The organism is Actinomycetospora sp. NBC_00405 (assembly GCF_036044095.1).
Taxonomy (GTDB): Bacteria; Actinomycetota; Actinomycetes; order Mycobacteriales; family Pseudonocardiaceae; genus Actinomycetospora; species Actinomycetospora callitridis.
In genome coordinates this window covers 2,287,599-2,313,039 of the sequence record NZ_CP107938.1, presented here as the reverse complement: position 1 = coordinate 2,313,039, position 25,441 = coordinate 2,287,599, and the positions used below count along the sequence as shown (strand labels likewise).

Below are 25,441 nucleotides of genomic sequence, written 5' to 3'. Positions count from 1 at the left end.
TCCCCGATCCCGAGGAGTGCCCCTGATGGCGACCGCCACGCCGACCCGACCGACGAGCCGCCCGACGGTCCGCCCGACCGTGCGCCCGGCCCTCCGCAGCGCACTGTCGCGCCGCGGCTTCCTGGCCGGCACGGGCGGCGCGGCCGCCACGCTCGTGCTCGCCGCGTGCGGCGGCGGGGACGCGGGCGGCGCGGGCGGCGCGACGCGCACGGTCACCGGCGCGTCGGGACCCGTGGAGATCCCTGCGAACCCGCAGCGGATCGTCTGCACCGACTTCTACACGACCTACGCCCTGCTCGACGTCGGCGTGACGCCCGCGGCCACCGCGCAGGCCACGGTCGGCGGGGTGCTGCCGGAGTACCAGCAGGCCTACGACGCCATCCCGAAGGTCGGGACGCCGACCGCGCTGAACTTCGAGGCGATCGCGGCGCAGTCGCCGGACCTCATCCTCGGCACCCAGGTGCCGTCACTGCCGGCGGACCTCGGCGCCCAGCTGTCGGGGATCGGGCCGACGCTCCTGCTCCCGGCCGCGGCGAACCCGGGCAGCTGGGGCGAGCGGGCGCTCCGGACCGCCGACGCGGTGAACCGCCTCCCGCAGGGCGAGCAGCTGAGGGCCTCCTACGACCAGCACGCGACGCGGATCCGCGAGCAGCACGCCGCCACCCTGGGACGCACGCGGTGGGCCCTGGTGCGGGGCTCGTCCGGCGGCGGGTTCTTCAGCGACTACCCGACGTCCTGGAGCGGCGTGGTGCTCGCCGACGCGGGCTTCCGGTTCGGGCAGTTCGCGGAGGGGAAGACCGGCGCCGGGGGCCGCCTGTCCTACGAGCAGGCGCCGGCGCAGCTCGAGGACTGCGACGTCGTGCTGCACCTCGCCGACACCCGGGGCGGCGTCGACGCCAACACCCAGACACTGCTCGCCCAGCCCGCGTTCCAGCAGGTCCGCGCCGTGCGCGAGGGGCGGCTCTTCCCGCTGCCGAACTACTACTGCAGCCACTACAAGCAGGGCGACGCCGTGCAGAGCTACCTCGAGACGATCGTGCCGCGGGTCTGAGGGAGCACCCGCGGCACGGCGATCGTCGGCGCTGGGGTGGGCTCAGCGGTGGCCGCCGGCGCCGCCCTGGCCGCCCTTGCCGCGGAACTTGTTGAGCATCCCCTGAGCCTTCTCGCGGTTCTTGGGGTCCGACGCGTAGCGCTTCGCCTGGTCGGTGTACTTGCGGCCCTGCGGGCTGCGCAGGAACTCCTGGACCTTCGAGAACAGACCGGGCACGACGACTCCCTGGGGGTGTCGGGGCGGTCCTGTCCGCCCCGGCGTCGGGTCAGGATATCCCCATGTCGGGCGCGACCAAGTTACTCGTCAGTAGGTCCCTACACCCTACTCGCCGGTAACATGGGAGGGATACGCCACGCTGCCCTCCGCGTGCCGGCGTGGGAGAGTCGGGACAGAACGCAAGTTACCGACAAGTAAGCTACCCGTCGGTAGCCACACGTCCGCGGGACGGATGCGAGCACAGGAGGTCGCAGGAGGCCCATGAACATCGTCGTGCTGATCAAGCAGGTGCCCGACACCTGGTCGGAGCGCACCCTCTCCGACTCCGACAAGACCCTCGACCGCGCGTCGTCCGACGCCGTGCTCGACGAGATCAACGAGCGCGCCGTCGAGGAGGCGCTCAAGATCAAGGAGGCCGGCGACGCGGAGGTCACGGTCCTCACCGTGGGCCCCGACCGCGCCACCGACGCCATCCGCAAGGCCCTCTCGATGGGCGCGGACAAGGCCGTGCACGTCAACGACGAGGCCATCCACGGCTCGGACGCGGTGACCACCGCCAAGGTGCTGGCCAAGGCCGTCGGCACGGTCGGCGACGTCGACCTCGTGCTGGCCGGCAACGAGGCCACCGACGGCCGCAGCGGCGCGATGGCCGGGATGCTCGGCGAGATCCTGGGCTGGCCGTCGCTGACCCACGCGAACTCCCTGACCGTCGAGAACGGCACCGCGAGCGTGAAGCGCGAGACCGACGAGGGCACCTGCGACGTCACGGCGTCGCTGCCCGCCGTCGTCAGCGTCGGCGAGAAGATCAACGAGCCGCGCTACCCCTCCTTCAAGGGGATCATGGCCGCGAAGAAGAAGCCGGTGAGCGCGCTCGGCATCGCCGACCTCGGGCTCGAGACGGGCGAGGTCGGCCTGGCCGGCTCGCTGGTGCAGGTCGACTCGTTCGCGCCGCGTCCGCCGAAGTCCGGTGGCCAGAAGGTCGAGGACGAGGGCGACGGCGGCCAGAAGATCGCCGAGTTCCTCGTGGGCCAGAAGCTCATCTAGCAACCGTCCACTGGACCCGACGCCGGACGGCACACGCGGCGCGCCAGCGCCGCGGAGGCCGCTTCGGCTTGGAGGGAGAGATATGCCTGAGGTTCTCGTCCTCGTCGACCACGTCGACGGGGAGATCAAGAAGAACACGTACGAGATGCTCACGGCGGCCCGCCGCCTGGGCGAGCCGGCGGCCGTCGTCGTCGGCACCCCCGGCACCGCGGCCAAGCTGGCCGAGGGCCTCGCGGCGCACGGCGCCGAGAAGGTCTACGTCGCCGAGTCCGACGACGCGGTGAACTACCTGTCGACCCCGCAGGTCGACGCCCTGGCGGCGCTGGTCGAGCGGGTCTCCCCGCCGGCCGTGCTCATCGCCGCCGGCGCCGACGGCCGCGAGGTCGCCGGGCGTCTGGCCGTCCGCACCAACTCCGGCTGGCTCAACGACCTCGTCGAGGTCGACGGCCAGCGCGAGGGCACCCACTCGATCTTCGGTGGCGCCTTCACCGTGCAGTCCCGCGCGACCACCGACACCGCGGTGATCTCGTGGCGCTCGGGCTCGATCGAGATCGAGGAGAACGCCGGGGCGGGCACGCAGGAGAACGTCGAGGTCCCGGCGATCGACGAGGCGAAGTCGGCGAAGGTGTCGAACCGCGCGCCGATCGTCGGCGGCGACCGCCCGGAGCTCACCGAGGCGAACGTCGTCGTGGCCGGCGGCCGCGGCGTCGGCTCGGCGGACAACTTCAACGTCGTCGAGACCCTCGCGGACTCGCTGCACGCCGCGGTCGGCGCCTCGCGCGCCGCCGTCGACTCCGGCTACTACCCCAACCAGTTCCAGGTGGGGCAGACCGGCAAGACGGTCTCGCCGCAGCTCTACATCGCGCTCGGCATCTCCGGCGCGATCCAGCACCGCGCCGGCATGCAGACCTCGAAGACGATCGTCGCGGTCAACAAGGACCCCGAGGCCCCGATCTTCGAGATCGCCGACTTCGGCGTCGTGGGCGACCTCTTCTCGATCAGCCCGCAGCTGACCGAGGAGGTCGGCAAGCGCAGCTCGTAGGCGCACGGAGTTTCGTGACCGAAGGGCACCTTCGCTCGGATAGATCGAGCGAAGGTGCCCTTCGCTCGTCGTGGGCTCGTCACTGCGCGGGACCGAACCCCGGAGCGGGGGAGCCGATCGTGTACGAGGGGATTACGCTGGCCGGTCGATGACCTATCTCGACCACGCGGCGACCACGCCGATGCTGCCGGAGGCGGCGGCCACCCTCACCGAGGCGCTCGGGCGCGTCGGCAATGCGTCGTCCCTGCACTCGGCCGGCCGCCGCGCGCGGCGGGCGATCGAGGAGTCGCGCGAGTCGATCGCCGAGGCCGTCGGCGCCCTGCCGTCCGAGGTCGTGCTGGCCACCGGGGGCACGGAGGCCGACAACCTCGCCGTCAAGGGCCTCTACTGGGCCCGCCGCGCCGCCGACCCCCGCCGCACCCGCGTGCTCGTCTCGGCCGCGGAGCACCACGCGGTGCTCGACGCGGGGGAGTGGCTCGCCGAGCACGAGGGCGCCACCCTCGACGTGCTGGGCGTCGACGCGACGGGCCGGGTCGACGTCGCGACCCTGCGCGAGGCGCTCGCCGCCCACCCCGGCGAGGTCGCCGTCGTCAGCGTCATGTGGGCCAACAACGAGGTCGGCACCGTCAACGACGTCCGTGCGCTGGCCGAGGTCGCCCACGAGTTCGGCGTCCCGTTCCACACCGACGCCGTGCAGGCCGTCGGCGCCGTGCCCGTCGACTTCGCCGCCAGCGGCGTCGACGCGCTGTCGCTGACCGGGCACAAGCTCGGCGGCCCCGTCGGCGCCGGCGCCCTGCTGCTGCGCCGCGACGCCGCCTGCACCCCGCTGCTGCACGGCGGTGGGCAGGAGCGCGACGTCCGCTCCGGCACCCTCGACGTGCCCGGCGTGATGAGCCTGGCGACGGCCGTGCGGGCCGCCGTCGGCGACATCGAGCGGCGCACCGCCACCCTCACCGCCCTGCGCGACGACCTCGTGGCGCGCGTGGTCGCCGAGGTGCCCGACGCGCGCCTCAACGGCGTCCCGCTCGACCGGCCCGGCGAGCGCCTGCCCGGCAACGCGCACCTGTCGTTCCCCGGCTGCGAGGGCGACAGCCTGCTCATGCTGCTCGACGCCCGGGGCATCGAGTGCTCCACCGGTTCGGCCTGCACCGCGGGCGTCGCCCGCCCCAGCCACGTCCTGCTGGCCATGGGCCTCGACGACGACCTCGCCCGCGGCTCGCTGCGTTTCTCGCTCGGCCACAACTCCACGGCCGCCGACGTCGACGCCGTGGTCGAGGCGATCGGCCCCGTCGTCGAGCGCGCCCGCCGCGCCGGGGACGCGCTGGCGCGGTCATGATGTCCTATCGGCGTGCTGTGCTGACCGGTGCACACGTGAGTGATCTGGGTCGTCATGGCGACCCGTTCCCCTCACGAGGGCTCCGCCCATGAGGGTCCTGGCGGCGATGAGCGGCGGGGTCGACTCGGCGGTGGCGGCGGCGCGGCTGCGCGACGCGGGCCACGAGGTCACCGGCGTCCACCTCGCGCTCTCGGCGAAGCCCGCGACGATGCGCGAGGGCGCGCGGGGCTGCTGCTCGGTGGAGGACTCGCGCGACGCCCGGCGCTGCGCGGACGTCCTCGACCTCCCGTTCTACGTCTGGGACCTCGCGACCCGCTTCCGCGACGACGTCGTCGAGCCCTTCGTCGCCGAGTACGCGGCCGGGCGCACGCCCAACCCGTGCCTGCGGTGCAACGAGAAGATCAAGTTCTCGGCGGTGCTGGAGCGGGCCCGGGCGCTGGGCTTCGACGCCGTCGGGACGGGCCACTACGCCCGACTCCAGGACGGCCTGCTCCGCCGGGCCGTCGACCCCGACAAGGACCAGTCCTACGTCCTCGGCGTGCTGCGCCCCGACCAGCTCGAGGGCGCGCTCTTCCCGCTCGGCGACAGCCCGAAGGCGCAGGTCCGCGCGGAGGCCGCCGAGCGCGGGCTGGTCGTCGCGGAGAAGCCCGACAGCCACGACATCTGCTTCATCCCCTCCGGCGACACCCAGGGGTTCCTCGCCGAGCGCATCGACGAGGCGCCGGGGGAGATGGTCGACCCGTCCGGCGCGGTCGTCGGGCACCACCGCGGCGTCCACGAATTCACCGTCGGCCAGCGCCACGGCCTCGGCATCGCCCGTCCCGCCCCCGACGGGCGACCGCGCTACGTGCTGGGTCTCGAGCCGGTCAGCCGGACGGTGCGCGTCGGCCCGGCCGAGGAGCTCGACGTCACGGAGCTGACCGCGTCCGACCCGGTGTGGCTCGTCGAGCCGCCGGTCGGTCCGCTCACCTGCGCCGTCCAGGTCCGCGCCCACGGCGGTCTCGTCGCGGCGACGGTGCGAGCGGGCGACGACGGCGTCGACGTGGTGCTCGAGCAGCCCCTGCGCGGGGTCGCGCCCGGTCAGGCGGCGGTGTTCTACCGGCCGGACGCCGACGGGGACGTCGTGCTCGGCAGCGCCACGATCGCCACCACCTCGCGCTGACCTCGCTCGTCGCACGCTCCGGCCGTCTAGCGCCAGGAGTAGAATCGGGCTCAGCATGAACATGCACTGCATCGGCTGCGGCGTCGTCCTCGACGCGGAGCGCGCCGAACTCGGATACACCTACTGCACCGCCCCGGCCTGCCAGGCCGAGTACCGCCGGGGCCCGACCGTCACCGCGGTGGCCGTCAACAAGAGCGGCGACGCCTTCCGCGTCGCCGAGCCCGACGAGATCGCCGCGCGCGCCGCCGCGGGCGAGTTCGCGACGAAGAACACCGGCCTGGGGACCGTGCACGAGGCGACCCCCCACATCCCGGCGCCCCGCCGGCCCCGGCAGGCGCGACCGGTCCGCGCCGCGAGGCCGTCCTGGACCCCCGCCCAGGAGAACATCGTCCGGCTCTACGCCGACATGGGCCTCTCGCCCCGGCAGATCGTCGAGCGGGCCCGGCAGAACACGCCACGGCTGGGCGTCACCGAGACCCTCGCAGTGCGGATCCTCTCCTCGGCGCGGCGCTCGCCCTAGGCTGCGCGGCCATGGGCTTCGAGGCGGAGAACATCCGCGACTGGCAGGGCAGGTCCGTCGTCGACCCCGCGGGCGGCAAGATCGGCAGCCTGGAGGCGATCTACGTCGACACGGTGTCCGACGAGCCCGTGTTCGCGACGGTCGTGGTCGGGATGGTCGGTCGCCGCCGGTTGGCGTTCGTGCCGCTGACCGGGGCGACCGTGGCCCCCGACCACGTGCGCGTGACGGTGGCCAAGGACCTCGCCAAGCACGCGCCGTCGATCGACCCCGACGGTGAGCTCGCCGCCGAGGACGAGCCGGCGGTGTTCGAGCACTACGGCCTGCCGGCCGCCTCGGTCGGCGCCGCACGCCGCCTCGCCCGGCGCTGAGCGATCACACGATCGCGACCGGGTCCAGCATCGAGCCGGTCGCACCCTGGATCTTGAGGGGCAGCGCGACGAAGAGGAACTCGTACGCCCCGGCCCGGGCGAGCTCCTCGAGGTAGATGGACTCGAAGAGGTAGATCGCGTGCTCGATGAGCAGCAGGCTGTGGACCGGCTGCGGGTTGGCGGGGTCGCCGTAGTCGGGGGGCGGCTGGACCTCGAAGGTCTCGGTGTCGCTGCCCGCGGCCACGACCCCGCGGTCGAGCAGCCAGCGGGCGGCGGAGAGGTCGGGGCCGGCGGTGGCGTGACGGGTCATCGCCCCGGCGTCCGGCCAGTGCCCGAGGTATCCGGTGCGGATGAGCACGACGTCGCCGGCCCGCACCTCCACGCCCTGGTGCGCCGCGACGGCCGCCAGCTCGTCGGCGTCCACCACCGACGACCGTGGCAGGGCGTCGACCCCGCGGTGGCCCGGGACGTCGAGCAGGACGCCGCGGGAGACGAAGGGCGGCAGCTTCGAGGCGTCGCCGTGGCGCGGGCCGCTGTCACCGAGGTGCTCGCGCGGGTTGCCGCCGCCGTACCAGTGGTCGTCGTCGCCGATCGTGACGTGGGCCAGCGCGTCGACGTGGGCGCCGCTGTGTGACGTCGCGCTGAGCAGCTCGGCCATGTACCCGTAGCCGACGCCGTTGCGCGGACCCCACGGCTGGGCGCCCTCGGCGCGCAGCCCGCCCGGGGTGCGCGCCATGCTCACCCGGAACGGCGGGTGCGCCCCGAACAGCGGCATGTCGGTGAACCGCGGCACCGCCAGCGAGAAGACCTCGCCGCGCGTGGGCAGGGCCAGCGCGGCGAGGATCTCCTCGGGGCGGCGGAAGGCCGCCGGCCCGCGTTCCGGGTCGGCCACGCTCACCGTCGGCCCTCCCGGGCGTCGGCGACCATGCCGACCACGCGCTCGGGCGTCATGGGCAGCTCGTCCACCCACACCCCGAGGGGACGCAGCGCGTCGTCGACGGCGCTCGCGATCGCCGTCGGCGCCACCAGCCGGCCGCCCTCCCCGGCGCCCTTCACCCCGTAGGTGGTGAACGGCGAGGGCGTCTCCAGGTGCTCGAGCACGATCTCGGGGACCTCGTGCATGCTCGGGAGCAGGTACTCCCGCAACGTCGGGGTCTCCAGCGTCCCGTCGGAGTCGCCGTAGCGGTACTCCTCCATCAGCGCCGCCCCGATGCCCTGCACGATGCCGCCGACGACCTGCCCCTCGACCAGGGCCGGGTTCATCACGGTGCCGCAGTCGTTCACGACGTAGTAGGCGCGCAGCGTCACCTCGCCGGTCTCCGGGTCGACCTCGACGATCGGGATGTGGCAGGCGTGGGAGACCATCGGGTAGAAGGCGCCCAGGTCGCTGCGGTCGTCGGTGGGTGGCGTGAAGTACGGGTGGTCGTAGGTGTGCACCGCGACGAGCCCGCTGCTCTCGGCCTTGCTGGTGCCGTCGTTGAACAGGTGGGCCCGCATCCCGACCTCGGCCATGGTCATCGACGTGCCCGGCGCCCCCCTGGCGCGGAAGACGCCCTCGACGCACTCGACGTCCTCGGCGTCCATCTCCATGGCGCTCGCCGCGACCCGGATCATCTTGTCCTTGACGGTCCGCGCGGCGCCGCGGGTCGCGCCCGAGAGCATGATCGTGACGCGGCTGCCGCCGGGGCCGGCCGAGATCGCGCCGCTCGTGGAGTCGGCGTAGGCGACCGAGACGGAGGACGGGTCGATGCCGAACTCCTCGGCGACGACCTGGCCCACGACGGTCTCGGGGCTGTTGCCCCACAGCGGGCAGCCGATCGTCGCGCGGACGCCGCCCATGGCGTCGACGTCGATCTTGCAGCTCTCCGGGGTGCTGGTCGCGGGGAGGGGCGCCTCGTCGCCGTAGAGGAACCACCACTCCGAGGCGTTGTAGCCCGAGCGCTCCTGGCAGGTCGCCAGGCCGATGCCGAGGTAGCGGCCCTCGGCGCGCAGCCGCTCCTGCTCGGTGCGCCATTCGTCGAGCCCGGCGATCTCGAGCGCCCGGTCGAGGACGGCCTCGTAGTCGCCGCTGTCGTAGATGTTGCCCGTCGGGATCTTGTACGGGAACTGGTCGGGCTGGATGAAGTTCCGGCGGCGCAGCTCGACGCGGTCGATGCCCATCTCCAGGGCGGCCTTGTCGACCAGCCGCTCCAGGATGAAGTTGCCCGGGTCGGCGCCCGCGCCGCGGAAGAAGCCCTGCTGGACCTTGTTGGTCAGCACGCACGAGACGTCGTAGCGCAGGCTGCCGATCCGGTAGGGGCCGACGGGCTGGGCCACCGCGTTGCCGTGCTGGCCGTGGGCGAACTGGAAGTAGGCGCCGTAGTCGTCGATGATCCGCAGCACCAGGCCGAGCATCTCGCCGTCCTCGGCCAGCGCGAGCTCGGCGTCGTAGATGCGGTCGCAGCCGACGTTGTCGTTCGCCGCGACGTTGTCGGCGCGGTCCTCGAGGTACTGCACGGGACGGCCGCAGGCCTTGCTGAGCGCCCCGGTGATCGAGACGACCTTGGTGATCAGGTGCTTGCTGCCGAAGCTGCCGCCCACCGTGCACGGGATCATGCGCAGCCGGTTCGTCGACACCCGCAGGATCCCGGCGAACGCCCACGGCAGGAAGTTGATGAAGTTGCTGTTCGACCAGACCGTCATCGACTCGCCGAACGGATCCCAGTGGGCCACCGCGCCGGCCGTCTCGATCGGGTGCGCCCCCATCCGGTGCCACCGCGCGCTCGACCGCACGATCGTGTGCGCCCTAGCCAGGTCGGCATCCACCTCGCCCCAGTCCAGGCTGCGGTGGAAGACGACGTTCGAGTCCAGGGTCTCGTGCACCCGCGTCGCCGACGGGTCCATCGCCGCGACCGGGTCGACGAGGGCGGGCAGGACCTCGTACTCGATGCGGATCCGCGCGCAGGCGTCCTCGGCGATGTAGCGGTCGGTGGCCGCGACGGCGGCGACGGCCTCGCCGGGGTAGCGCACGCGGTCGACGGCGATCGCGCGCTGCTCCACGGGCTCGGCGCAGAACGCCGGCATCGGGTCGACGTACCCGGTGGCCGTCGCGCCCGTCAGCACCACGACCACGCCGGGCAGCGCCTCGGCCTCCGACGTGTCGATCGAGAGGATCCGGGCGTGGGCGTGCGGGCTGCGCAGCACCGCGCCGTGCAGCATCCCGGGCAGGACGACGTCCCCGATGTAGCCGGCTCGCCCGGTCAGCAGCTTCGGGTCCTCCTTGCGGGGGACGCTCTGCCCGACCCAGCGGCGCGTGTCGGTGGCGGGCTCCTCGATGGTGCTCATGCGCGGACCTCGCTCTGCTCGCTGCTGGTCCGGTCGGCCATGAGCCGACCGGCGGCGCACACCGACCGGACGATGTTCTGGTAACCGGTGCAGCGGCACAGGTTGCCGCCCAGCGCCTCCTCGACGTCCTCGCGGTCGGGTTCGGGGACGCGTTCGAGCAGCTCACACGCGCCCATCAGCATCCCGGGGGTGCAGAAGCCGCACTGCAGGCCGTGCTCCTGGGTGAACGCCCGCTGGATGGGGTGCAGGGTGCCGTCGGCCGCGGCCAGCGACTCCACGGTGCGCACGGACGAGCCGTCGAGCTGCGCGGCGAAGACCAGGCAGGAGCGGGTCGCGGTGTCGTCGACGATCACCGTGCACGCGCCACAGACGCCCTGCTCGCACCCCAGGTGCGTGCCCGCGAGGGCCAGGTCGTTGCGCAGCAGGTCGGCCAGGAGCGTGCGCGGCTCGACGAGCAGGTCGTGGCGGGTGCCGTTCACGGTGATCCGGACGCGGACCTTGTCAGGCATCGGTCGTCTCCTTCGGCGAGGCCGCACGGGCGAAGGCGGTGCGCAGGGCGCGGGCGGTCAGCACCCGGGCGAGGTGTCGGCGGAAGTCGGCCGAGCCGTGGCAGCTCGGGATCGGGTTCGTGCCGTCGGCGGCGACCGCCGCGGCGTCGGTGAACGCGGCCGGGCCGTCGGCACCGAGGACCCGGTCCTCGACGGCGGGGACACGGATCGGTCGTTCGTCGGCGCCGCAGAGCGCGACCCGCACGTGGGAGACCCGTCCGTCGTCGCCGACGCCGACGACGGCGGCGGCCCCGCAGACCGGCAGGTCTCCGTGCCGGCGGGTGAGCTCGACGAAGGCGCTCCCGGTCCGGCCGGTCGCGGCGGGCACGTCGACCGCCACCACCATCTCGTCCGGCGCGAGCGAGGTGCGGAACGGTCCGGTGAAGAAGTCGTCGGCGGCGACGGTCCGCTCGGCGGCGCGGCTGCGCACCTTGACGAGCCCGTCGAGCGCGAGCAGGGCCGTCGGCAGCTCGGCGGACGGGTCGGCGAAGGCGACGCTGCCGACGACGGTGCCGCGGGCGCGTACCGGCGCGTGGGCGACGTGCGCGCCGGCCTCGGCCAGCAGCGGGGCGTACGCGGCGACCTCACCGGAGAGCTCGCTGGTGCGCTGGCGGACCGTGGCCCCGAGACGCAGGGTGGACGACCCGTTGTCGCCGAAGAGGCCGAGCGTGTCCAGCCCCGGCACCCGGTTGATGTCGATCACCAAGGCCGGGCTGACCTGGCGCGCGTTCATCATCCGCACGAGGCTCTGCCCGCCCGCCAGCACCCGCGCCTCGTCGCCGTGCTCGGCGAGGAGGTCGAGCGCTTCGTCGAGTTCTCGGGGTGCCGCGTACTCGAACGGCGCAGGCTTCATGGGCACCTCCGGGGTGCTGATGTGCGCGACCGACGTCCCGGTGCCGGGTCGTGGGGGAAGGCCGACGGGTGGTGGACGGATGTCGGCGTATCGCTGCGAGGTGTGCCTCAGATCACAGCGCCCGCGATGCTCGCGGGTCGGTCCGGACTTAAGCAACGTTAAGTCGGGCCGGTTCGCCCCACGGCGTCCGAATGGCCCTCGCCGCTGCGACGGCCAGCCTTAACGTTGCTTAACGGATGACGGCGCCCCGACGCTGACGCGGCCCCCACGCGACTCGAGCCCGAAGGCGGTCGCCATGCCCGCACCGCGCAAAGTGATCATCACCTGTGCCGTGACCGGCGCGATCCACACGCCGTCGATGTCGAAGTACCTGCCGGTGTCGCCGGGCGAGATCGCCGAGGCCGCCCTGGGTGCCGCGGAGGCGGGCGCCGCGATCGTCCATCTCCATGCGCGCGATCCGCACGACGGCCGGCCGTCCCAGGACCCGGCGCACTTCGTGCCGATCCTCGAGGAGCTCAAGCGCCACACCGACGCCGTCGTCAACCTGACCACCGGTGGCTCCCCGCACATGACGGTGGACGAGCGGATGCGACCGGCCCGGGAGTTCGCGCCCGAGCTCGCCTCGCTGAACATGGGGTCGATGAACCTCGGCCTCTACCCGATGCTGGGCCGGTTCACCGAGTTCGAGCACGCGTGGGAGCGCGAGCACCTGGAGAAGAGCCGGGACCTCGTCTTCAAGAACACCTTCGCCGACATCGAGACCGTCCTCGAGATCGGGCGGGCGGGCGGCACCCGGTTCGAGTTCGAGTGCTACGACACCTCCCACCTCTACAACCTCGCGCACTTCCGGGACCGGGGCCTGACGCAGGGCCCGCTGTTCGTCCAGACCGTGATGGGGCTGCTCGGTGGGATCGGGCCGCACCCCGAGGACCTCATGCACCTGCGCCGCACCGCCAACCGCCTGTTCGGCGAGGGCCACGAGTGGTCGGTCCTGGGCGCCGGCCGTCACCAGATGCCGTTGGCGGCCATCGGGGCGGCGGCGGGTTCCCATGTCCGCGTCGGTCTCGAGGACTCGCTGTGGATCGGCCCGGGCCGGCTCGCCGAGAGCAACGCCGAGCAGGTGGGACGCGCGCGGGACATCGTCGAGTCCCTCGGCCTCGAGATCGCCACCCCGGACGAGGCCCGGGCCGTCCTCGGGCTGAAGGGTCGTGACGCGGTCGGGTTCTGACGGCAGGCTGTCCCGGGTGACCGGCGACGCGCGGCCCCGCACGGGCATCCGCGCGCTGCGCGTGTCCGCGGCCGATGTCGCCCGCCGGGCCGGGGTGTCGGCGGCGACCGTCTCCTACGCGCTCAACGGCCGGCCCGGCGTCTCGCCGGAGGTGCGGGCCCGGGTGCTCGCGACGGCGGCCGAGCTCGGTCATCCGCTCGACCGCTACGAGCGCACGCTCGAGCCCGAGCCCTCCCGGGTGCTCGGGCTGGTGCTCACCGACATCAGCAACCCGTTCTACTCGGAGTTCTCGGCCGGGACGATCGACATCGCCCGGGCGCAGGGCTACGAGGTCTTCGTCGCCCACACCCAGGAGAGCTCGCCGACGCTGGACACGGTGGTCCGGACGATGATCGCCCGCCGCGTGGACGGGATGGTCCTGACCTCGCTGCACACCGACGACGGCGACGCCATCCGCACGCTGCGCCGCGCCGAGATGCCGTTCGTGCAGGTGAGCCGCCGGATCCCGGGGCTGCGGGCCGACTTCATCGGGGTGGACGAGACGGCGCTCTCGTCCGACATCCTGCGCCACCTCCTCGGCCACGGGTACACCGATCTCGCGATCATCACCGGCTCGCAGAGCTCGTCGTCGTCGGCGGAGCGGGCCCGGACCTTCGTCGCCACCGCCGCCGAGCTCGGGGTCCCGCTGCCCCCGCACCGGCGGTTCATCGCCTTCCTCAACGCCGAGGGCGGGCGGCGCGTCGCGCAGCACCTCATCGACGCGGACGACCTCCCGCGCGCGATCGCGTGCGGGTCCGACGCGATCGCCTCCGGGGTCATCGGGACGCTGCGCGAGCACGACATCCGGGTGCCCGACGACGTCGCCGTCACCGGCATCGACGGTGTCTTCCCCGGCGCCTCGATGCTGGCCGAGCTCACGACCATCACGCTCGCCCGGCGCACCATGGCCCAGTCGGCGGTGGAACAGCTCATCCGGCGCATCGACGGGCACGGGGGCGTCGCACTGGACGAGACCGTGCCCCACACCATGCGCATCGGCACGAGCTGCGGCTGCCCCCGCTCGGTCATGGCCGGGCTCCGCCCACCTGGACCGCACAGACCTGGACCGCGCGCACCATGAGCGCGACCTGGAGCTCGAACAGGCCCTCCTGACGCCGGGGGTCGGTGCCGGCGAGCTCGGCGACGCGGCGCAGGCGGTAGCTGATCGTGTGCGGGTGCACGTGCAACGTGCGGGCGGTGTCGGCGGTGGAGCACCCGCTGCGCACCCAGACCCGCAGGGTCGCGACGAGGTCGGCGCCCCGGGTGCGGTCGTGCTCCTCGAGGGCGCCCAGCCGGTGCGCGGCCAGACGGCGCAGCCCGTCGGGGGTGCCGGTCTCGAGCAGGAGCGCGGCGACGCCGAGGTCGTCGAGGTCGAGCACGCCGGTCGTCCCGGCCTCGGTCGCCAGCGCGTGGGCGGTGCGGACCATCCGCCAGGCGGACGGATAACCGTCGGTGGCGGTCACCGTCGGACCGATGACCACCGGACCGGGGACCCCGGCGAACGCCGCCGCGAGCCGGGCCCGGTCGGCCTCCGGGACCAGGACGATCAGGGCGCCCTCGTGCTCGCCGATGAGGGGTGACCCGCTGAGCAGGGGTGCGGTGCCGGTCGGGGCCAGCACGACGGTGTGCGGGCGTCGCAGGTCGTGGTGCAGGGCGTCGGAGCGGTCGAGCAGGCTGCGCTCGTCGCCGGTGCCGCTGACCAGCTCCACCGCCAGGTCGCGCGTGAGCCGCAGCTCGGTCTCGACGGCCCCACGGGGTCGGGGCGCAAGCTGTTCGTCGCGCCCATGCTGGCGCTCGGGGGCTTCGGAGCGTCCGCGGAGGGCGACGGCGAGAACTTCGTGTCGATGCGCCAGCAGAACCTCATGGACATGTCGATCGAGTCGATCGAGGAGGACCACCCCATCGTCGTCCTGCGCAAGGAGTTCGTCGCCGATACCGCCGGGCCCGGCGCGCACCGCGGCGGAGTGGGCGTCGTCTACGACCGGATGCTCGTCGGTGAGGCCGATGTCTACCCGATGACCCTGCACCTGCGGATCCTTCCCTAGGGTGCGGACGGCGGGGGTGCCGGGCGACCCGGCGGGGCCTGGATCGGGGAGCCGGACGGGGGTTCCGCCGCCGCACGCTGGCTGCGCTCGTCCGACGAGGACGTGCGCCCGCTGGGCGGGTACTTCGCCGACTCGGGGGCGGCCGCGGCGCCGCACGAGGGACGGTGGCACTCCGGGAACGCCGACATCGCGGCGGCCCCGGGGACGCTCCTGCGCGTGCGCACGCCGGGGGCCGGGGGCTGGGGAGCGGCGTTCGCCCGCGACCCGGAGGCGGTCCTGCGCGACGTGCGCGACGGCTTCGTGACGCCGGGCGGCGCCCGCGTCGACTACGGCGTGGTGATCCTCGGCGACGTCGACGCGGGGCCCGACGAGCTGACCGTGGACCGCGAGGCGACGGAGGCGCTGCGGAGAGACGCCGTGCGACGGAGCTCGACGACGGAGGACGGCTCGTGACGATGCTGTTCGGCCGGCCCGAGGAGCCGGAGCTCACCGTCACGCGGACCGGCCTCGACGAGACGTGCCCGTCGTGCGGGAGCACGGCGGTGCAGGGCTACCCGCTGCTCGAGGTGACCGGCTGGTGCCTCGTCGCGCGCTGCGCCGACTGCCTGCACGTGCTGCGCCGCGAACCCAGCCCGACGCCGTTCGGCTTCGGTTACGTGCCCTACAGCGTCCACCTCCGGTGAGCACGAGGCCTTCCTGCGGGTCGCGTGCACCGACGACGCCCTCGAGGGCCCGGCCGCCTTCGCCGAGGAGCGCCCGCCGCGCTACCGGGAGCGCTGGACCAGGCGGCGGATCCGTGCGAGCAGGGCGCCGAGGGCGAGCCGTAGCGGGCTCGTCCTCGTGGTGGGTGCCTCGCCGGTGCGGGCGGCCTCGTCGACGGCCTCGGCGAACTGCTCGAACAGGCGCCGGGAGACGTCGCCCGCGAGCGCCCGGCCGAACTGCGCGACCCGGCCGGACAGGTGCACGTCGGCGTCGGCCCACAGCACCGTCCCGCCGCCCTCCGCCGGGTCCGCAGCCAGCCGGATGACGGCCTGGGTGCTCGAGCCACCGCGGTCGGTGCCCTGCGCGAGCACCCGCATCCGGCGCGTCGACGGGTCGTGCTCGACGACGTGCGCGAGCCCGTCGAAGCGCAGCGACACGGGTCCGAGGCCGACGGTCGCGCGGCCCCGGTAGCGGTCGTCGCCGAGGTCGGCGGTCATCTCCGCGCCGGGCAGGCAGGCCGCGAGGCGGTCGAAGTCGGCGAGCACGGCCCACACGTCGTCCACCCCGGACGCGAGCTCGCTGCGGACCTCGACGGTGGCCGTGGGAACGCCCGACGGGATCGCGATCTCCTCGGTCGTCTGCGTGGCGTTGCGGACACTGGGTGTCTGCGGCGCCACGCCGCTGACGTTCCCGAGGCGCCCGACGAGCGCCGGCGGCACGGCCGCGCGCGGTGGCGGGACGCCGTCGGGGTGGGTCTCCGCGACGTCGGCGACCGCGGCGAGGATCCCGCGGTAACCCGTGCAGCGGCAGAGCACCCCGGACATGTCCTCGGGCAGGGTGTCGGGGGAGTAGGTGCCGCCCGCGAGCAGGTCGTAGGAGCTCATGAGCATCCCCGGCGTGCAGAACCCGCACTGCAGCGCGTGGTGGTGGGAGAACGCCTGCTGCAGCGGGTGCTGGTCGTCGGCGGAGCCCAGGCCCTCGACGGTGGTCAGCGACGTGCCGTCGCACTGCACGGCGAACAGCAGACACGCGCGCACCGCCTCGCCGTCGAGCAGCACCGTGCACATCCCGCACACCCCGTGCTCGCACCCGACGTGCGTGCCGGTGAGCCCGAGGCGGTCGCGCAGGACGTCGGAGAGCGTCGTGCGCGGAGCCACGGCGAGCGTCACCGCGCGCCCGTTGACGGTCACGGTCACGTCGACGGTGCCGTCCGCCTCGACCCTCATGCGTGCGCCTCCCGGTACGCGCGGACCAGTTCGCGCGCGGCGAGCACGCCCAGCAGGCGGGCCCGGTAGCCGCGCGAGCCGTGGGAGTCGCCGGCGGTGTCGACGATCTCGTCGGCCAGGGCGTCGGTCGCCGGGCGCAGACCGGCCTCGGTCGGGTCGGTCCCGAGCAGCGCCGTCACGTCGCGCACCACCGGGCGGTCGGAGACCCCGAACGCCGCGAGCGTCGCCCCACCGTCGCGGCGCACGTGCACGGCCACCCCGGCCAGCGCGAAGTCGCCGTGCCGTCGCGCGATCTCGGCGAAGCCGAACCCGTCCCCGGACGCCGCCGCCGGGAAGCGCACCTCCGTGATCAGCTCGTCCGGACCGGCCGCGGTGGTCATCGCGCCGACGACGAGCTCGCGCGCCGGGACCTCGCGCGTGCCCCGCGGCCCGCGGAGCACGACGGTCGCGTCGAGGCAGGCGGCGACGGCGGGCAGCTCGGCGGCCGGGTCGGCGTGGGCGAGGCTGCCGCAGACGGTGCCGCGGCTGCGCAGCTCGCGGTGCCCGACGAAGGGCATCGCGCGCCCGATCAGCGGGACCGCCCGCGCGGCCTCGGACCGCTCCACCGTGCGCTGGCGCACGGCCGCGCCGATCCGCAGGACCCCGCCGGTGACCTCCAGGTCGTCCAGTCCCGGCAGCCGGGTGATGTCGACCAGCGTCCCGGGCCTGCCGAGGCGCATCGCCAGCACCGGGACCAGCGACTGCCCGCCGGCGAGCACCTTGGCGTCCCCGCCGGCCAGGGCGTCCACGGCCTCGTCCACCGAGTCCGGCCGGTGGTAGGCGAAGGGTGCGGCCTTCATCTCAGCGCCCGGTGAACGACGGCGTGCGCTTCTCGCCGAAGGCCGCGACGCCCTCGGCGAAGTCGTGGCTCGCGCGCAGCATCGCGTAGGCCTTGCGCTCGAGCTCGATCCCGGAGGAGAGCGGCGCGTCGATCCCGCGGTCGAGCACCTCCTTGGCCGAGCGCAGTGCCATCGGCGAGAAGCCCAGCAGGGTCGTGACCAGGGCCTCGGTCGCCTCGTCCAGCGCCGCGCGGTCGGGGTGCAGCTCGGCGACGACTCCCCAGTCGGCGGCCTCCTGCCCCGTCATGCGTCGAGCGGTCATGATGTGGTGCTTCGCCCGCGAGAGCCCGATCAGCCGGGACAGGCGCTGCGTGCCGCCGGACCCGGGGATCATGCCGAGGTTCATCTCGGGCAGGGCGAAGCGGCTGCGCTCGGTCGCCAGGCGGATGTCGCAGGACAGCGCGAGCTCCAGGCCGACGCCGAAGCAGTAGCCGTCGACCGCCACGACCACCGGCTTCGTGCTGCGCGCCGGGGCCGTCACGTTGTGCCCGAGGTCGGTGAAGTCGACGGGGTCGACCTCCATGAACCCCGCGATGTCGCCGCCGGAGGAGAAGTGCTCGCCGTCGGAGCGGAGGACCACCACCCGCACGTCGTGGTCGCGGTCGATCTCGGCGAAGCGCTCGGCCATCAGCTGGCGCATCTCCCAGGTGATCACCGTGTAGCGCCCGTGGGACAGGGTCACCTCCGCGACCCGCCCGTCGTGCGACCGCTCGAGCCGCACCTCGCCACCGGTCAGCGCCATGAGACGTCTCCCCTCAGGAGTTGGTGGACGACCTCGCCGTGCAGGGGCAGCGAGTCGATCGTGACGCCGGCGGGCGCGAGGGCGTCGGCGACGGCGTTGGCGTAGGCCACGGGCAGGCTCATCGAGCTCCCTTCGCCGCACCCCTTGGCGCCGAGCGGCGTGAGCGGGGACGGGGACGAGACGTGGTCGGAGACCAGCTCGAACGCCGTCTCGGCGCTGGTCGGGCAGAGGTAGTCCAGGAACGTGGCCGAGGTCGGCTGGCCGGCGGGGGAGTACCGGAACTCCTCGTACGCGGCGCCACCGAGCCCGTGGACGAGCGCGCCGAGCACCTGGCCCTCGACCAGCACCGGGTCGAGCACCGTGCCCGCGTCGTGCACCGTCGCGACCCGGTCCAGGGTGACGAGCAGGGTGTCGGGGTCGATGCGCACGCCGACCATCTCCGCGACGAAGCCGTAGCAGAGCGACGAGTTGATCCTGTCCTCCGCGGTGGCCGCGACGGCCTCGGGCGGCACGAACTCGCCCTCGGTCGCCAGCCGCGCGGGGGCACCCTCCGGCAGCGACCCCGGGTCCCAGTGCACGACACCGGCCGCGTGCCGGAAGAGGCACGACGCCCCGGACGACGGGTCGCGCACGGAGCCGTCCGCCAGCTCCAGGCCGGCCGGGTCGACGCCGAGCAGGACCGAGGCCCCGGCGCGCACCGTCTCCGCGAGCCGGTCGACCGCGGCGACCACGGCGCTCGTGACCAGCGGCGCGAACCGCGAGGAGTAGCTGCCCGAGGTCACCGTCCACGGCGTGGAGGCGGTGTCCATGTCGACCACCGCGCGCACCTGCTCGACCGGCAGGCCCAGTCGCCGCGCGGCCACCCGCCGGGCCACGGTGGCGTGGCCCTGGCCCTGCGGGACCGAGCCGAGCAGCACCGTCACGACGCCCTGCAGGTCCACCGAGGCACGCACGATCTCGGTCGATCCGGACTTGTCCCGCCCCGGCTTCCGCTCGGACGCGGGCGTCGCGAGCCCGACGTAGCCGATGTTCGTGCCCGACGGGTCGACGACGAGCGCCAGGCCGACGCCGTAGTACGCGCCCTCCCCGCGGGCGCTCTCCTGGCGGGCGCGCAGCTCGTCGTACCCACCCTCGGCGAGCAGCAGGTCGAGCGCGGCCGGGTAGTCGCCGGAGTCGTAGAGCCCGCCGGTCGGGGTGCGGTGCGGGAACGCGCGCACGAGGTTGCGGCGCCGCACCTCGGCGACGTCGAGCCCGGTCCGCGCGGCGACCGCGTCCATCAGGCGCTCGAGCCCGAAGTAGAGCTGCTGGCCGCCGAAGCCGCGGTTGAGCCCCGTCGGCGCCCGGTTGGTGACGGCGGCGCGCGCCCGGATCGCCACCGCCGGGACGTCGTACGCGCCGGTGATGTTGCCGAAGCAGCGGTAGAGCGTGCTCGGCTCCGGCGGGCGCAGGTAGGCGCCGACGTCGTCGACGAGGTCCACGCGCAACGCCTCGACGGCCCCGTCGCGGGACACCGCGGCGGAGAACGCCATCGCCCGCCCCGCGCCCGACGAGCTGGCCAGCAGGTGCTCGGACCGGTCCTCGGTCCAGCGCACCGGGCGCCCGGCGTGCTTCGACGCCAGCGCCATCAGCACGACGTAGGGGTAGATGCCCGACTTGATGCCGAAGCTGCCGCCGATGTCGGCCGGCACGTGCAGCCGGAACCGCGAGACCGGCACGCCGAGGGATCCGGCGGCCACCGGCACCATCGTGAACGGTCCGTGGAAGTTGGCCCAGCACTCGACGGCGGGGCCCTCGGACTCCTCGCGCCACTGCGCCACGACGCCGTAGCACTCCATCGGGACCGAGGAGTAGCGCGGGAACGTGTACTCGCCGTGCACGACGTGGTCGGCGCGCGCGAAGGCGTCGTCGACGGCCCCGAACGAGAACGTGCGGTCGGTGGCGACGTTGGTGCCCGCCTCCGGGTGCAGCAGGACGGCCCCGGGCTCCAGCGCCGCGTGGGTGTCGACGACGACGTCGAGCGGCTCGTAGTCGACCTCGACGAGCTCGGCGGCGTCCTCGGCGACGTAGCGGTCGCCCGCGACGACCACCGCGACGGGCTCACCGACGTAGCGCGCGGTGTCGACGGCGCTGGGCAGGTACGGCATGGGTGTCGTGGTGGACAGCGGGAACGGGCGCACCGCCGCGCCGATCTCCTCGGGGCCGATCACCGCGGCGACGCCGGGGTGCGCGCGGGCCCGCGCGAGGTCGACGCCCCGGATGCCGGCGTGCGGGTGCGGGCTGCGCACGATCGCCGCCACCAGGGTGCCGGGCAGCGGGTCGAGGTCGTCGACGAAACGGCCGGCGCCGCTGACCAGGGCGGCGTCCTCGTCGCGGGCGGGTGTCCAGGTCATCACGCGACCCCGGCGGTGTCCGCGAGAGGGACGAAGTCCCCGTCGACGAGCACGCGGCGCAGCGTCTTGCCGACCGCGGAGCGGGGCACGGCGTCGACGGCGACCACACGCTTCGGGCGTCGCAGCGAGGGCAGGATCCGGCGGGCCCAGGCGTCCGTCGCGGCGACGGCCTCGCCGGGGGCGACGTCGGCGGCGGGGACGACGAACGCCGTGACCGCCTGGCCCCAGCGCTCGTCGGGAAGGCCGACCACGACGACGTCCGCGACCGCCGGGCAGCACACGAGCGCCGCCTCGATCTCGTCGGGGTACACGTTCTCCCCGCCGGTGTTGATCATGTCGTCGACGCGCCCGGAGACCCACAGGTCGCCGTCGTCGTCGGCCACGGCGAGGTCGCCGGTGAAGTACCAGCCGTCGCGGACCGCCCGCTCGGTGGCGTCGGGCCGCATCCAGTAGCCGGCGAAGGCCTCGGGGCTCGCCATCGACACCGCCACCTGCCCCGGCTCGCCCGCGGCGACCTCGGCGTCGGGGGAGGCCCCGGGCGACGGGTCGACGAGACGGACCCGGCTGAACATCCCCGGCCGGCCCGCGCAGCCCGGCTTGGCCGCGACGTCCGGGCCGATGGTGAACGTGTAGATCTCGGTGGAGCCGAAGTGGTTGACGAACGTCTCCGGGGCCACCGCCTCGGTGAGCTGCTGGGCCAGCACCGGAGCCATCGCCGCGCCCGCGTAGGCGAGGCGCCGGACGCCGGCGAGCGCGACCGGGTCGGCGTCGCGCAGCAGTGACCAGTACATCGTCGGGACGAGGTAGAGCGAGCTGATCTGCTCCCGGACGATGAGCTCGGCGGCCTCGCCGGCGTCGAACCGGGCCTGGGGCACCCACGTGCCGCCCGCCAGGACGGTGGCGAGCAGCGTGCGCAGGCCCATGGTGTGGAACAGCGGCATGACGCCGAGCGCCACCTCGCCGGAGCGCTGGCCGGTCTGCACGAGGTGCGCGACGGCCGCGGCGTGCTCGGCCCGGTGGGTGCGCGGCACGCCCTTCGGTCGGCCGGTGGTGCCGGACGTGAAGAGCATGACGCTGAGGTCGTCGGGGCCCGGCGTGACGAGCGGGGCGGCGTCGGACCGGTCGACGGCCCGGCGCTCGAGCTCGGCGAGGTCGAGGTGGGTCACGGGACGGATGCGCTCGTCGGCGAGGGCCGTCGTCGTCGCCTCGGCGGTGGCGGGCTCGCTGACGACGAGTGCGGGCGCGGCGTCGGCCAGGCAGTGCGCCAGCTCCGGCGGGCCGAACCGGTGGGACAGGGGCGCCGCGATCGCCCCGAGCCGCTGGAGCGCGAGGTGCAGCGACGCCGCCGGCTCGCCGCCGATCAGCACCAGGGCGACCCGGTCGGCGGGGCGCACCCCGAGGTCGGTCAGCGCGTGCGCCAGACGGGCGGTCCGGGCGTCCCACTCGGCGTAGGTCATCGGTCGCGGCCCGCCGACGGCGCGTCGCGTCGGATGGCGCTCGACCGCCCAGGCCCAGGCCGTCGCGAGGTCCATCGGAGCCCGCCTCCCGATCATGCTCCAGCGCATACGATCTGTTTCGGACGGTATGGCACGTATGCTGAGAGGGCAAGGATCGGTACGCTCCGTGCTCGTGGCCGACCGGCTGTCCCCGACCTCGTACGTCGTGCTCGGCACGATCGCGCTCCGCGGCCCGTCGACGTCCTACGACCTCAAGCGGGCCGTCGGACGGTCCATCGGCTACTTCTGGCACTTCCCGCACGCACAGCTCTACTCCGAGCCGCAGCGGCTGGTGGAGCTCGGCCTGCTCGACGCCGAGACCGAGGCCGAAGGTCGCCGTCGGCGCACGTTCCGTCTCACGGACGCGGGCCGTGAGGAACTGCGCGCGTGGCTCGCCGAGCCGACGCCCGAGCACTTCCAGATGCGCGACATCGCCGAGCTCAAGCTGTTCTTCAACGAGGTCGGCGAGCCGGGCGACGTCGCCCGGCTCGCCCGCGAGCAGGTGGCCGCGCACCGCGAGCGCATCGCGGTCTACGAGGACATGCAGGCGCGCTACACCGACCTCGACGCCGTCGCCAAGCGCATGATCACCCTGCGGCTCGGCCTCGAGATGGAGCACGCCGCCCTGCGCTTCTGGTCGGCGCTGCTCGACGAGGTCGGCTAACTCATCCCCGACGCGGCGAGCGGGTCGTAGCCCGGCGTGCGCAGGAGGTCCTGGAGCTGACGGCGGCGCACGCCGATGTTGCTGCCCTCGATCACCGGGTAGGCGAGCGCCTCGTGGAGGTACTCGACGATCGGGTTCGTGGCGTCGTACGCCGTGACCCCGACCAGCTTGACCAGGTCGTTGAGCACCTCGACGCCGGTCTCGGAGCCGAAGACCTTGGCGTGCAGGGCCAGCTCGTGCGCCGCGGGGTGCTGGGCCATGACGGCGTCGAGCGCGCGCCAGGTCAGGAGGCGGACGGCCTCGATCTTCCCCTTGGCGTCGGCGAGGACGTCGGACACCGCCTGGTGGTCGATGATCGGGACGGCACCGCCGCGGGTCTCGGTGGTCGCGAACCGCAGGGCGACGTCGAAGGCCCCGCGCATGGCGGCGACGGCGAAGATGCCGATGGACGCGCCACTGGGCAGGAAGGCGTTGCGGGTCAGCGCGACGCCCTGTCCCTCGGCGCCGAGGAGGTTCGCGCGCGGCACCCGCACGTCGTGCAGGCGGACCCGGGACGTCAGGCATCCGCGCAGGCCCGGCAGGTCGTAGTGCTCCTCGACCTCGATGTGCCCGGCCAGGTGCTCGCGCTCGGCGACGATCAGCGAGACGCCGCCCGGGGCCCGGCAGACGATGGTCATGAGGTCGGGGCCGTCGCCGTCCCAGCCCGACAGGTGGGACGCCCAGGCCTTGCGGCCGTTGATCACGTAGTCGTCGCCGTCGGGCGTCGCGGTCGTGCGCGTGCCGGTGGGCGCGTCGAAGTTGGCGCTGCCCTCGGGCTCGCTGAAGGCCATCGCCGCCAGCGGCGCGCCGAAGTCGGCGAGGAAGGGCGCGACGAAGCGCCGGATCTGCTCCGGCGTCCCGGCCTCGTAGACGGGCGCGAGCGCGATGAGCGGGCCGGCCAGGGAGATCGTCACGTCGGGGCTGTGCACCGCCCACTCCTCGATGAAGATCGCCGCGTCCACGCCGCTGGACGCCGAGCCGCCGAACGGCGCCGGGACGAGGCCCTTGAGGAAGCCGAGCCCGACCGCCTTCTCGATCACCGGGCGGGCCAGCATCGCCCGGGTCAGCGGGTCCGGCTCGGCGCGCACGGCGGTGGCGAGGTCACGCAGGTGCTCCTCGGCGAAGCCGCGAGCCGCGGCCTTGAGCTGCTCTTGCTCGGGGCCCAGCAGGAACGACACGGCCATGGGGACTCCTCGGGTGCGGGGTCTCCATCCTGGCCCCGCGGGAGGTCGCCGTCTCGGCCGTCCGTGCAGCGGTGCCGTGCCGTTCGTGCACGGGCCCTCAGGAGCGGACTTCCCGCGGCGCGACCCCGAAGCGGCGGCGGAACGCGCGGCTGAAGGCCGTGGGGTCGTCGAAGCCGTGCGCCGCGGCGATCTCGAGGACGGTCGCCGCGGTGCCCGGGTCCGCCAGCGCCGCCGCGGCCCGCTCGAGACGGAGGGTCCGCACCGTTGCGGCGAACGAGGTGTCCGCGTCGGCGAACAGGTTGTGCAGCGTCCGCGGGGAGATCGCGAAGCGGCGGCAGACGCCCGTGACGGTGAGGTCGCGGTCGCCGAGGTGGCGTTCGACGTGGGCGAGGACGGCGGCGCGGGTGACACCGGTGGGCGTCCTCGTCTCGGTGCTCGTGGTGCTCGTGGCCGCGGCGACGGCGGTGGCGAAGGAGTCGACGAGCTCGCCGGCGCCGGGTGTGGCGGCGTCGAGCGACCAGAGGGCGGGCATCAGCGCGCGCACCGCCGCGCCGGCCCCGGCCGCGGTCACGGGCCGGCCGAGGTCCGGACGGCGTCCGCGCAGGGCGGCGTCGAGGGCGGCGTGCGGCACCCGGAAGGAGAGCATCTGCCAGGGCCGGTCGAGGTGGAAGAAATAGGGCTCGGCGGTGTCGACGACGACGATCTCGCCGCGCCGGACGACGGTGGTGCGGCCCTCGACGGTGGTGATGCAGCGGCCCGCGAGCTGGAGGTTGACAAAGTAGTACGCGCCGTCGGTGCGCGCCACCTCACGCGGGCCGTGGTCGGTGCGCTGGGGGCGGGAGCGCAGGCGAGCCCGATTCATCCCCGCGAGGCGACGGGTCTCGACCTTCGCGGCGAAGCCCTCCTCGTCCAGTGTGCGGTGGGGCGTCAGCGGCACGAATGCCTGGCAGATGACCTCGTGCCAGTAGCTGAACTGCTCCCGCTCGGGCAGCGCCGCGATGTCCCAGACGCCCACGACCCACCACCCCTCGTGGCGACCCCGCGCGGCGGCTCGATCCGGCGTCACGGGCTCCGGGAGGACGGTACCCAGCGCCCGAGCCGTGGCGGAACGGCTGCGACGGCGACGGTCCCGACGGCGAGGGGCACGTTGCGCATGATCGTCGGACGCGCAGGGCTGCCGAACGTGCCCTTCGCGGATCTCGTGCCGGCGGTCTCGCCGTTCTGGCCCCGGCTGTCAGGGTCGGCTCTAGAGTCGAACACATGAGCGAACGGGTGCTGGGGACGGTCGAGCGGGAGGCGCTCGACCGCGCCTGGTCGCGCTGCGGCTCGGGGTGGTCGAGCAGA

26 protein-coding genes are annotated in these 25,441 nt (G+C 74.1%); 13 read left to right on the top strand and 13 right to left on the bottom strand.

What is annotated here, in order from left to right:
* Window positions 1-25: 25 nt before the first annotated feature.
* On the top strand, window positions 26-1,051 hold the full coding sequence (locus OG774_RS11440) for an ABC transporter substrate-binding protein (protein WP_328309489.1): 1,026 nt from the start codon (window positions 26-28) through the stop codon (window positions 1,049-1,051).
* Window positions 1,052-1,093: 42 nt separating this feature from the next.
* Here the strand turns inward: OG774_RS11440 and OG774_RS11435 are convergent, their stop codons facing one another.
* Window positions 1,094-1,267, bottom strand: coding sequence for a hypothetical protein (locus OG774_RS11435; protein ID WP_328309487.1), 174 nt, complete (start codon window positions 1,265-1,267; stop codon window positions 1,094-1,096).
* 261 nt (window positions 1,268-1,528) lie between these two features.
* On the opposite strand from OG774_RS11435, the gene OG774_RS11430 reads away from it, so the two are divergent.
* The 6 genes from OG774_RS11430 (at window position 1,529) to OG774_RS11405 (ending at window position 6,739) form a co-directional block, all read left to right on the top strand.
* Window positions 1,529-2,311, top strand: a complete 783-nt coding sequence (locus OG774_RS11430; RefSeq protein ID WP_328309485.1) for an electron transfer flavoprotein subunit beta/FixA family protein — start codon at window positions 1,529-1,531, stop codon at window positions 2,309-2,311.
* 82 nt (window positions 2,312-2,393) lie between these two features.
* Window positions 2,394-3,353, top strand: a complete 960-nt coding sequence (locus tag OG774_RS11425; RefSeq protein ID WP_328309483.1) for an electron transfer flavoprotein subunit alpha/FixB family protein — start codon at window positions 2,394-2,396, stop codon at window positions 3,351-3,353.
* 148 nt (window positions 3,354-3,501) lie between these two features.
* Window positions 3,502-4,689 carry a cysteine desulfurase family protein gene (locus OG774_RS11420; RefSeq protein WP_328309481.1) on the top strand — a complete coding sequence of 396 codons (1,188 nt, stop codon included), beginning with the start codon at window positions 3,502-3,504 and terminating at the stop codon, window positions 4,687-4,689.
* Window positions 4,690-4,777: 88 nt separating this feature from the next.
* Window positions 4,778-5,851: a tRNA 2-thiouridine(34) synthase MnmA gene (gene mnmA, locus OG774_RS11415; protein WP_328309479.1), complete on the top strand. Its 1,074-nt coding sequence runs from the start codon at window positions 4,778-4,780 to the stop codon at window positions 5,849-5,851.
* 55 nt (window positions 5,852-5,906) lie between these two features.
* The gene (locus OG774_RS11410; protein WP_328309477.1) at window positions 5,907-6,371 is read left to right on the top strand and encodes a hypothetical protein; all 465 of its coding nucleotides are present in this window, start codon (window positions 5,907-5,909) and stop codon (window positions 6,369-6,371) included.
* Window positions 6,372-6,382: 11 nt separating this feature from the next.
* On the top strand, window positions 6,383-6,739 hold the full coding sequence (locus OG774_RS11405; RefSeq protein WP_328309475.1) for a PRC-barrel domain-containing protein: 357 nt from the start codon (window positions 6,383-6,385) through the stop codon (window positions 6,737-6,739).
* A gap of 4 nt (window positions 6,740-6,743) precedes the next feature.
* Here the strand turns inward: OG774_RS11405 and OG774_RS11400 are convergent, their stop codons facing one another.
* The 4 genes from OG774_RS11400 to OG774_RS11385 are packed head-to-tail and all read right to left on the bottom strand — an operon-like array spanning window position 6,744 to window position 11,464.
* Entirely contained in the window at window positions 6,744-7,637 is an 894-nt protein-coding gene (locus OG774_RS11400; RefSeq protein WP_328309473.1) for a cyclase family protein, read from the bottom strand.
* Window positions 7,634-10,063 (bottom strand): xanthine dehydrogenase family protein molybdopterin-binding subunit, encoded by a 2,430-nt coding sequence (locus OG774_RS11395; RefSeq protein ID WP_328309471.1) that lies wholly within the window; start codon window positions 10,061-10,063, stop codon window positions 7,634-7,636. Before OG774_RS11395 ends, OG774_RS11400 begins: the two co-directional genes overlap by 4 nt.
* Window positions 10,060-10,572 carry a (2Fe-2S)-binding protein gene (locus tag OG774_RS11390; RefSeq protein ID WP_328309469.1) on the bottom strand — a complete coding sequence of 171 codons (513 nt, stop codon included), beginning with the start codon at window positions 10,570-10,572 and terminating at the stop codon, window positions 10,060-10,062. Before OG774_RS11390 ends, OG774_RS11395 begins: the two co-directional genes overlap by 4 nt.
* Window positions 10,565-11,464, bottom strand: coding sequence for an FAD binding domain-containing protein (locus OG774_RS11385; RefSeq protein WP_328309467.1), 900 nt, complete (start codon window positions 11,462-11,464; stop codon window positions 10,565-10,567). Before OG774_RS11385 ends, OG774_RS11390 begins: the two co-directional genes overlap by 8 nt.
* Before the next feature lie 295 nt (window positions 11,465-11,759).
* Here OG774_RS11385 and OG774_RS11380 point away from each other — a divergent pair, with 295 nt between their 5' ends.
* Both OG774_RS11380 and OG774_RS11375 read left to right on the top strand, forming a co-directional pair.
* A complete protein-coding gene (locus OG774_RS11380) occupies window positions 11,760-12,692 on the top strand; it encodes a 3-keto-5-aminohexanoate cleavage protein (protein ID WP_274193281.1) in 933 nt (310 codons plus the stop codon).
* 16 nt (window positions 12,693-12,708) lie between these two features.
* Window positions 12,709-13,812: a LacI family DNA-binding transcriptional regulator gene (locus OG774_RS11375; protein WP_328309463.1), complete on the top strand. Its 1,104-nt coding sequence runs from the start codon at window positions 12,709-12,711 to the stop codon at window positions 13,810-13,812.
* On the opposite strand, the gene OG774_RS11370 is transcribed toward OG774_RS11375, so the two are convergent.
* Window positions 13,757-14,440, bottom strand: a complete 684-nt coding sequence (locus OG774_RS11370) for a PucR family transcriptional regulator (protein ID WP_328309461.1) — start codon at window positions 14,438-14,440, stop codon at window positions 13,757-13,759. The genes OG774_RS11375 and OG774_RS11370 overlap by 56 nt on opposite strands.
* On the opposite strand from OG774_RS11370, the gene OG774_RS11365 reads away from it, so the two are divergent.
* From OG774_RS11365 to OG774_RS11355, 3 genes are all read left to right on the top strand, one after another.
* Window positions 14,357-14,776 (top strand): hydantoinase B/oxoprolinase family protein, encoded by a 420-nt coding sequence (locus OG774_RS11365; protein ID WP_328309459.1) that lies wholly within the window; start codon window positions 14,357-14,359, stop codon window positions 14,774-14,776. The two genes, OG774_RS11370 and OG774_RS11365, sit on opposite strands and share 84 nt — an antisense overlap.
* Before the next feature lie 102 nt (window positions 14,777-14,878).
* Window positions 14,879-15,229 (top strand): hypothetical protein, encoded by a 351-nt coding sequence (locus tag OG774_RS11360; RefSeq protein WP_328309457.1) that lies wholly within the window; start codon window positions 14,879-14,881, stop codon window positions 15,227-15,229.
* Complete coding sequence (locus OG774_RS11355) at window positions 15,226-15,459, top strand: hypothetical protein (protein ID WP_442873977.1); 234 nt, start codon at window positions 15,226-15,228, stop codon at window positions 15,457-15,459. The genes OG774_RS11360 and OG774_RS11355 overlap by 4 nt, the downstream gene beginning before the upstream one ends.
* A gap of 81 nt (window positions 15,460-15,540) precedes the next feature.
* On the opposite strand, the gene OG774_RS11350 is transcribed toward OG774_RS11355, so the two are convergent.
* The 5 genes from OG774_RS11350 to OG774_RS11330 are packed head-to-tail and all read right to left on the bottom strand — an operon-like array spanning window position 15,541 to window position 22,246.
* The gene (locus tag OG774_RS11350; protein WP_328309456.1) at window positions 15,541-16,704 is read right to left on the bottom strand and encodes a xanthine dehydrogenase family Fe-S subunit; all 1,164 of its coding nucleotides are present in this window, start codon (window positions 16,702-16,704) and stop codon (window positions 15,541-15,543) included.
* Window positions 16,701-17,543, bottom strand: coding sequence for an FAD binding domain-containing protein (locus OG774_RS11345; protein WP_328309454.1), 843 nt, complete (start codon window positions 17,541-17,543; stop codon window positions 16,701-16,703). The genes OG774_RS11350 and OG774_RS11345 overlap by 4 nt, the downstream gene beginning before the upstream one ends.
* A gap of 1 nt (window position 17,544) precedes the next feature.
* On the bottom strand, window positions 17,545-18,324 hold the full coding sequence (locus OG774_RS11340; RefSeq protein WP_328309452.1) for an enoyl-CoA hydratase/isomerase family protein: 780 nt from the start codon (window positions 18,322-18,324) through the stop codon (window positions 17,545-17,547).
* A complete protein-coding gene (locus OG774_RS11335) occupies window positions 18,315-20,714 on the bottom strand; it encodes a xanthine dehydrogenase family protein molybdopterin-binding subunit (protein WP_328309450.1) in 2,400 nt (799 codons plus the stop codon). Before OG774_RS11335 ends, OG774_RS11340 begins: the two co-directional genes overlap by 10 nt.
* Window positions 20,714-22,246 (bottom strand): class I adenylate-forming enzyme family protein, encoded by a 1,533-nt coding sequence (locus OG774_RS11330; protein ID WP_328309448.1) that lies wholly within the window; start codon window positions 22,244-22,246, stop codon window positions 20,714-20,716. The genes OG774_RS11335 and OG774_RS11330 overlap by 1 nt, the downstream gene beginning before the upstream one ends.
* Window positions 22,247-22,343: 97 nt before the next feature.
* On the opposite strand from OG774_RS11330, the gene OG774_RS11325 reads away from it, so the two are divergent.
* Entirely contained in the window at window positions 22,344-22,874 is a 531-nt protein-coding gene (locus tag OG774_RS11325) for a PadR family transcriptional regulator (RefSeq protein WP_328309446.1), read from the top strand.
* Here the strand turns inward: OG774_RS11325 and OG774_RS11320 are convergent.
* Entirely contained in the window at window positions 22,871-24,097 is a 1,227-nt protein-coding gene (locus OG774_RS11320; protein WP_328309444.1) for an acyl-CoA dehydrogenase family protein, read from the bottom strand. The two genes, OG774_RS11325 and OG774_RS11320, sit on opposite strands and share 4 nt — an antisense overlap.
* 97 nt (window positions 24,098-24,194) lie before the next feature.
* Window positions 24,195-25,163 (bottom strand): helix-turn-helix domain-containing protein, encoded by a 969-nt coding sequence (locus OG774_RS11315; protein ID WP_328309442.1) that lies wholly within the window; start codon window positions 25,161-25,163, stop codon window positions 24,195-24,197.
* Between the last annotated feature and the right edge of the window lie 278 nt (window positions 25,164-25,441).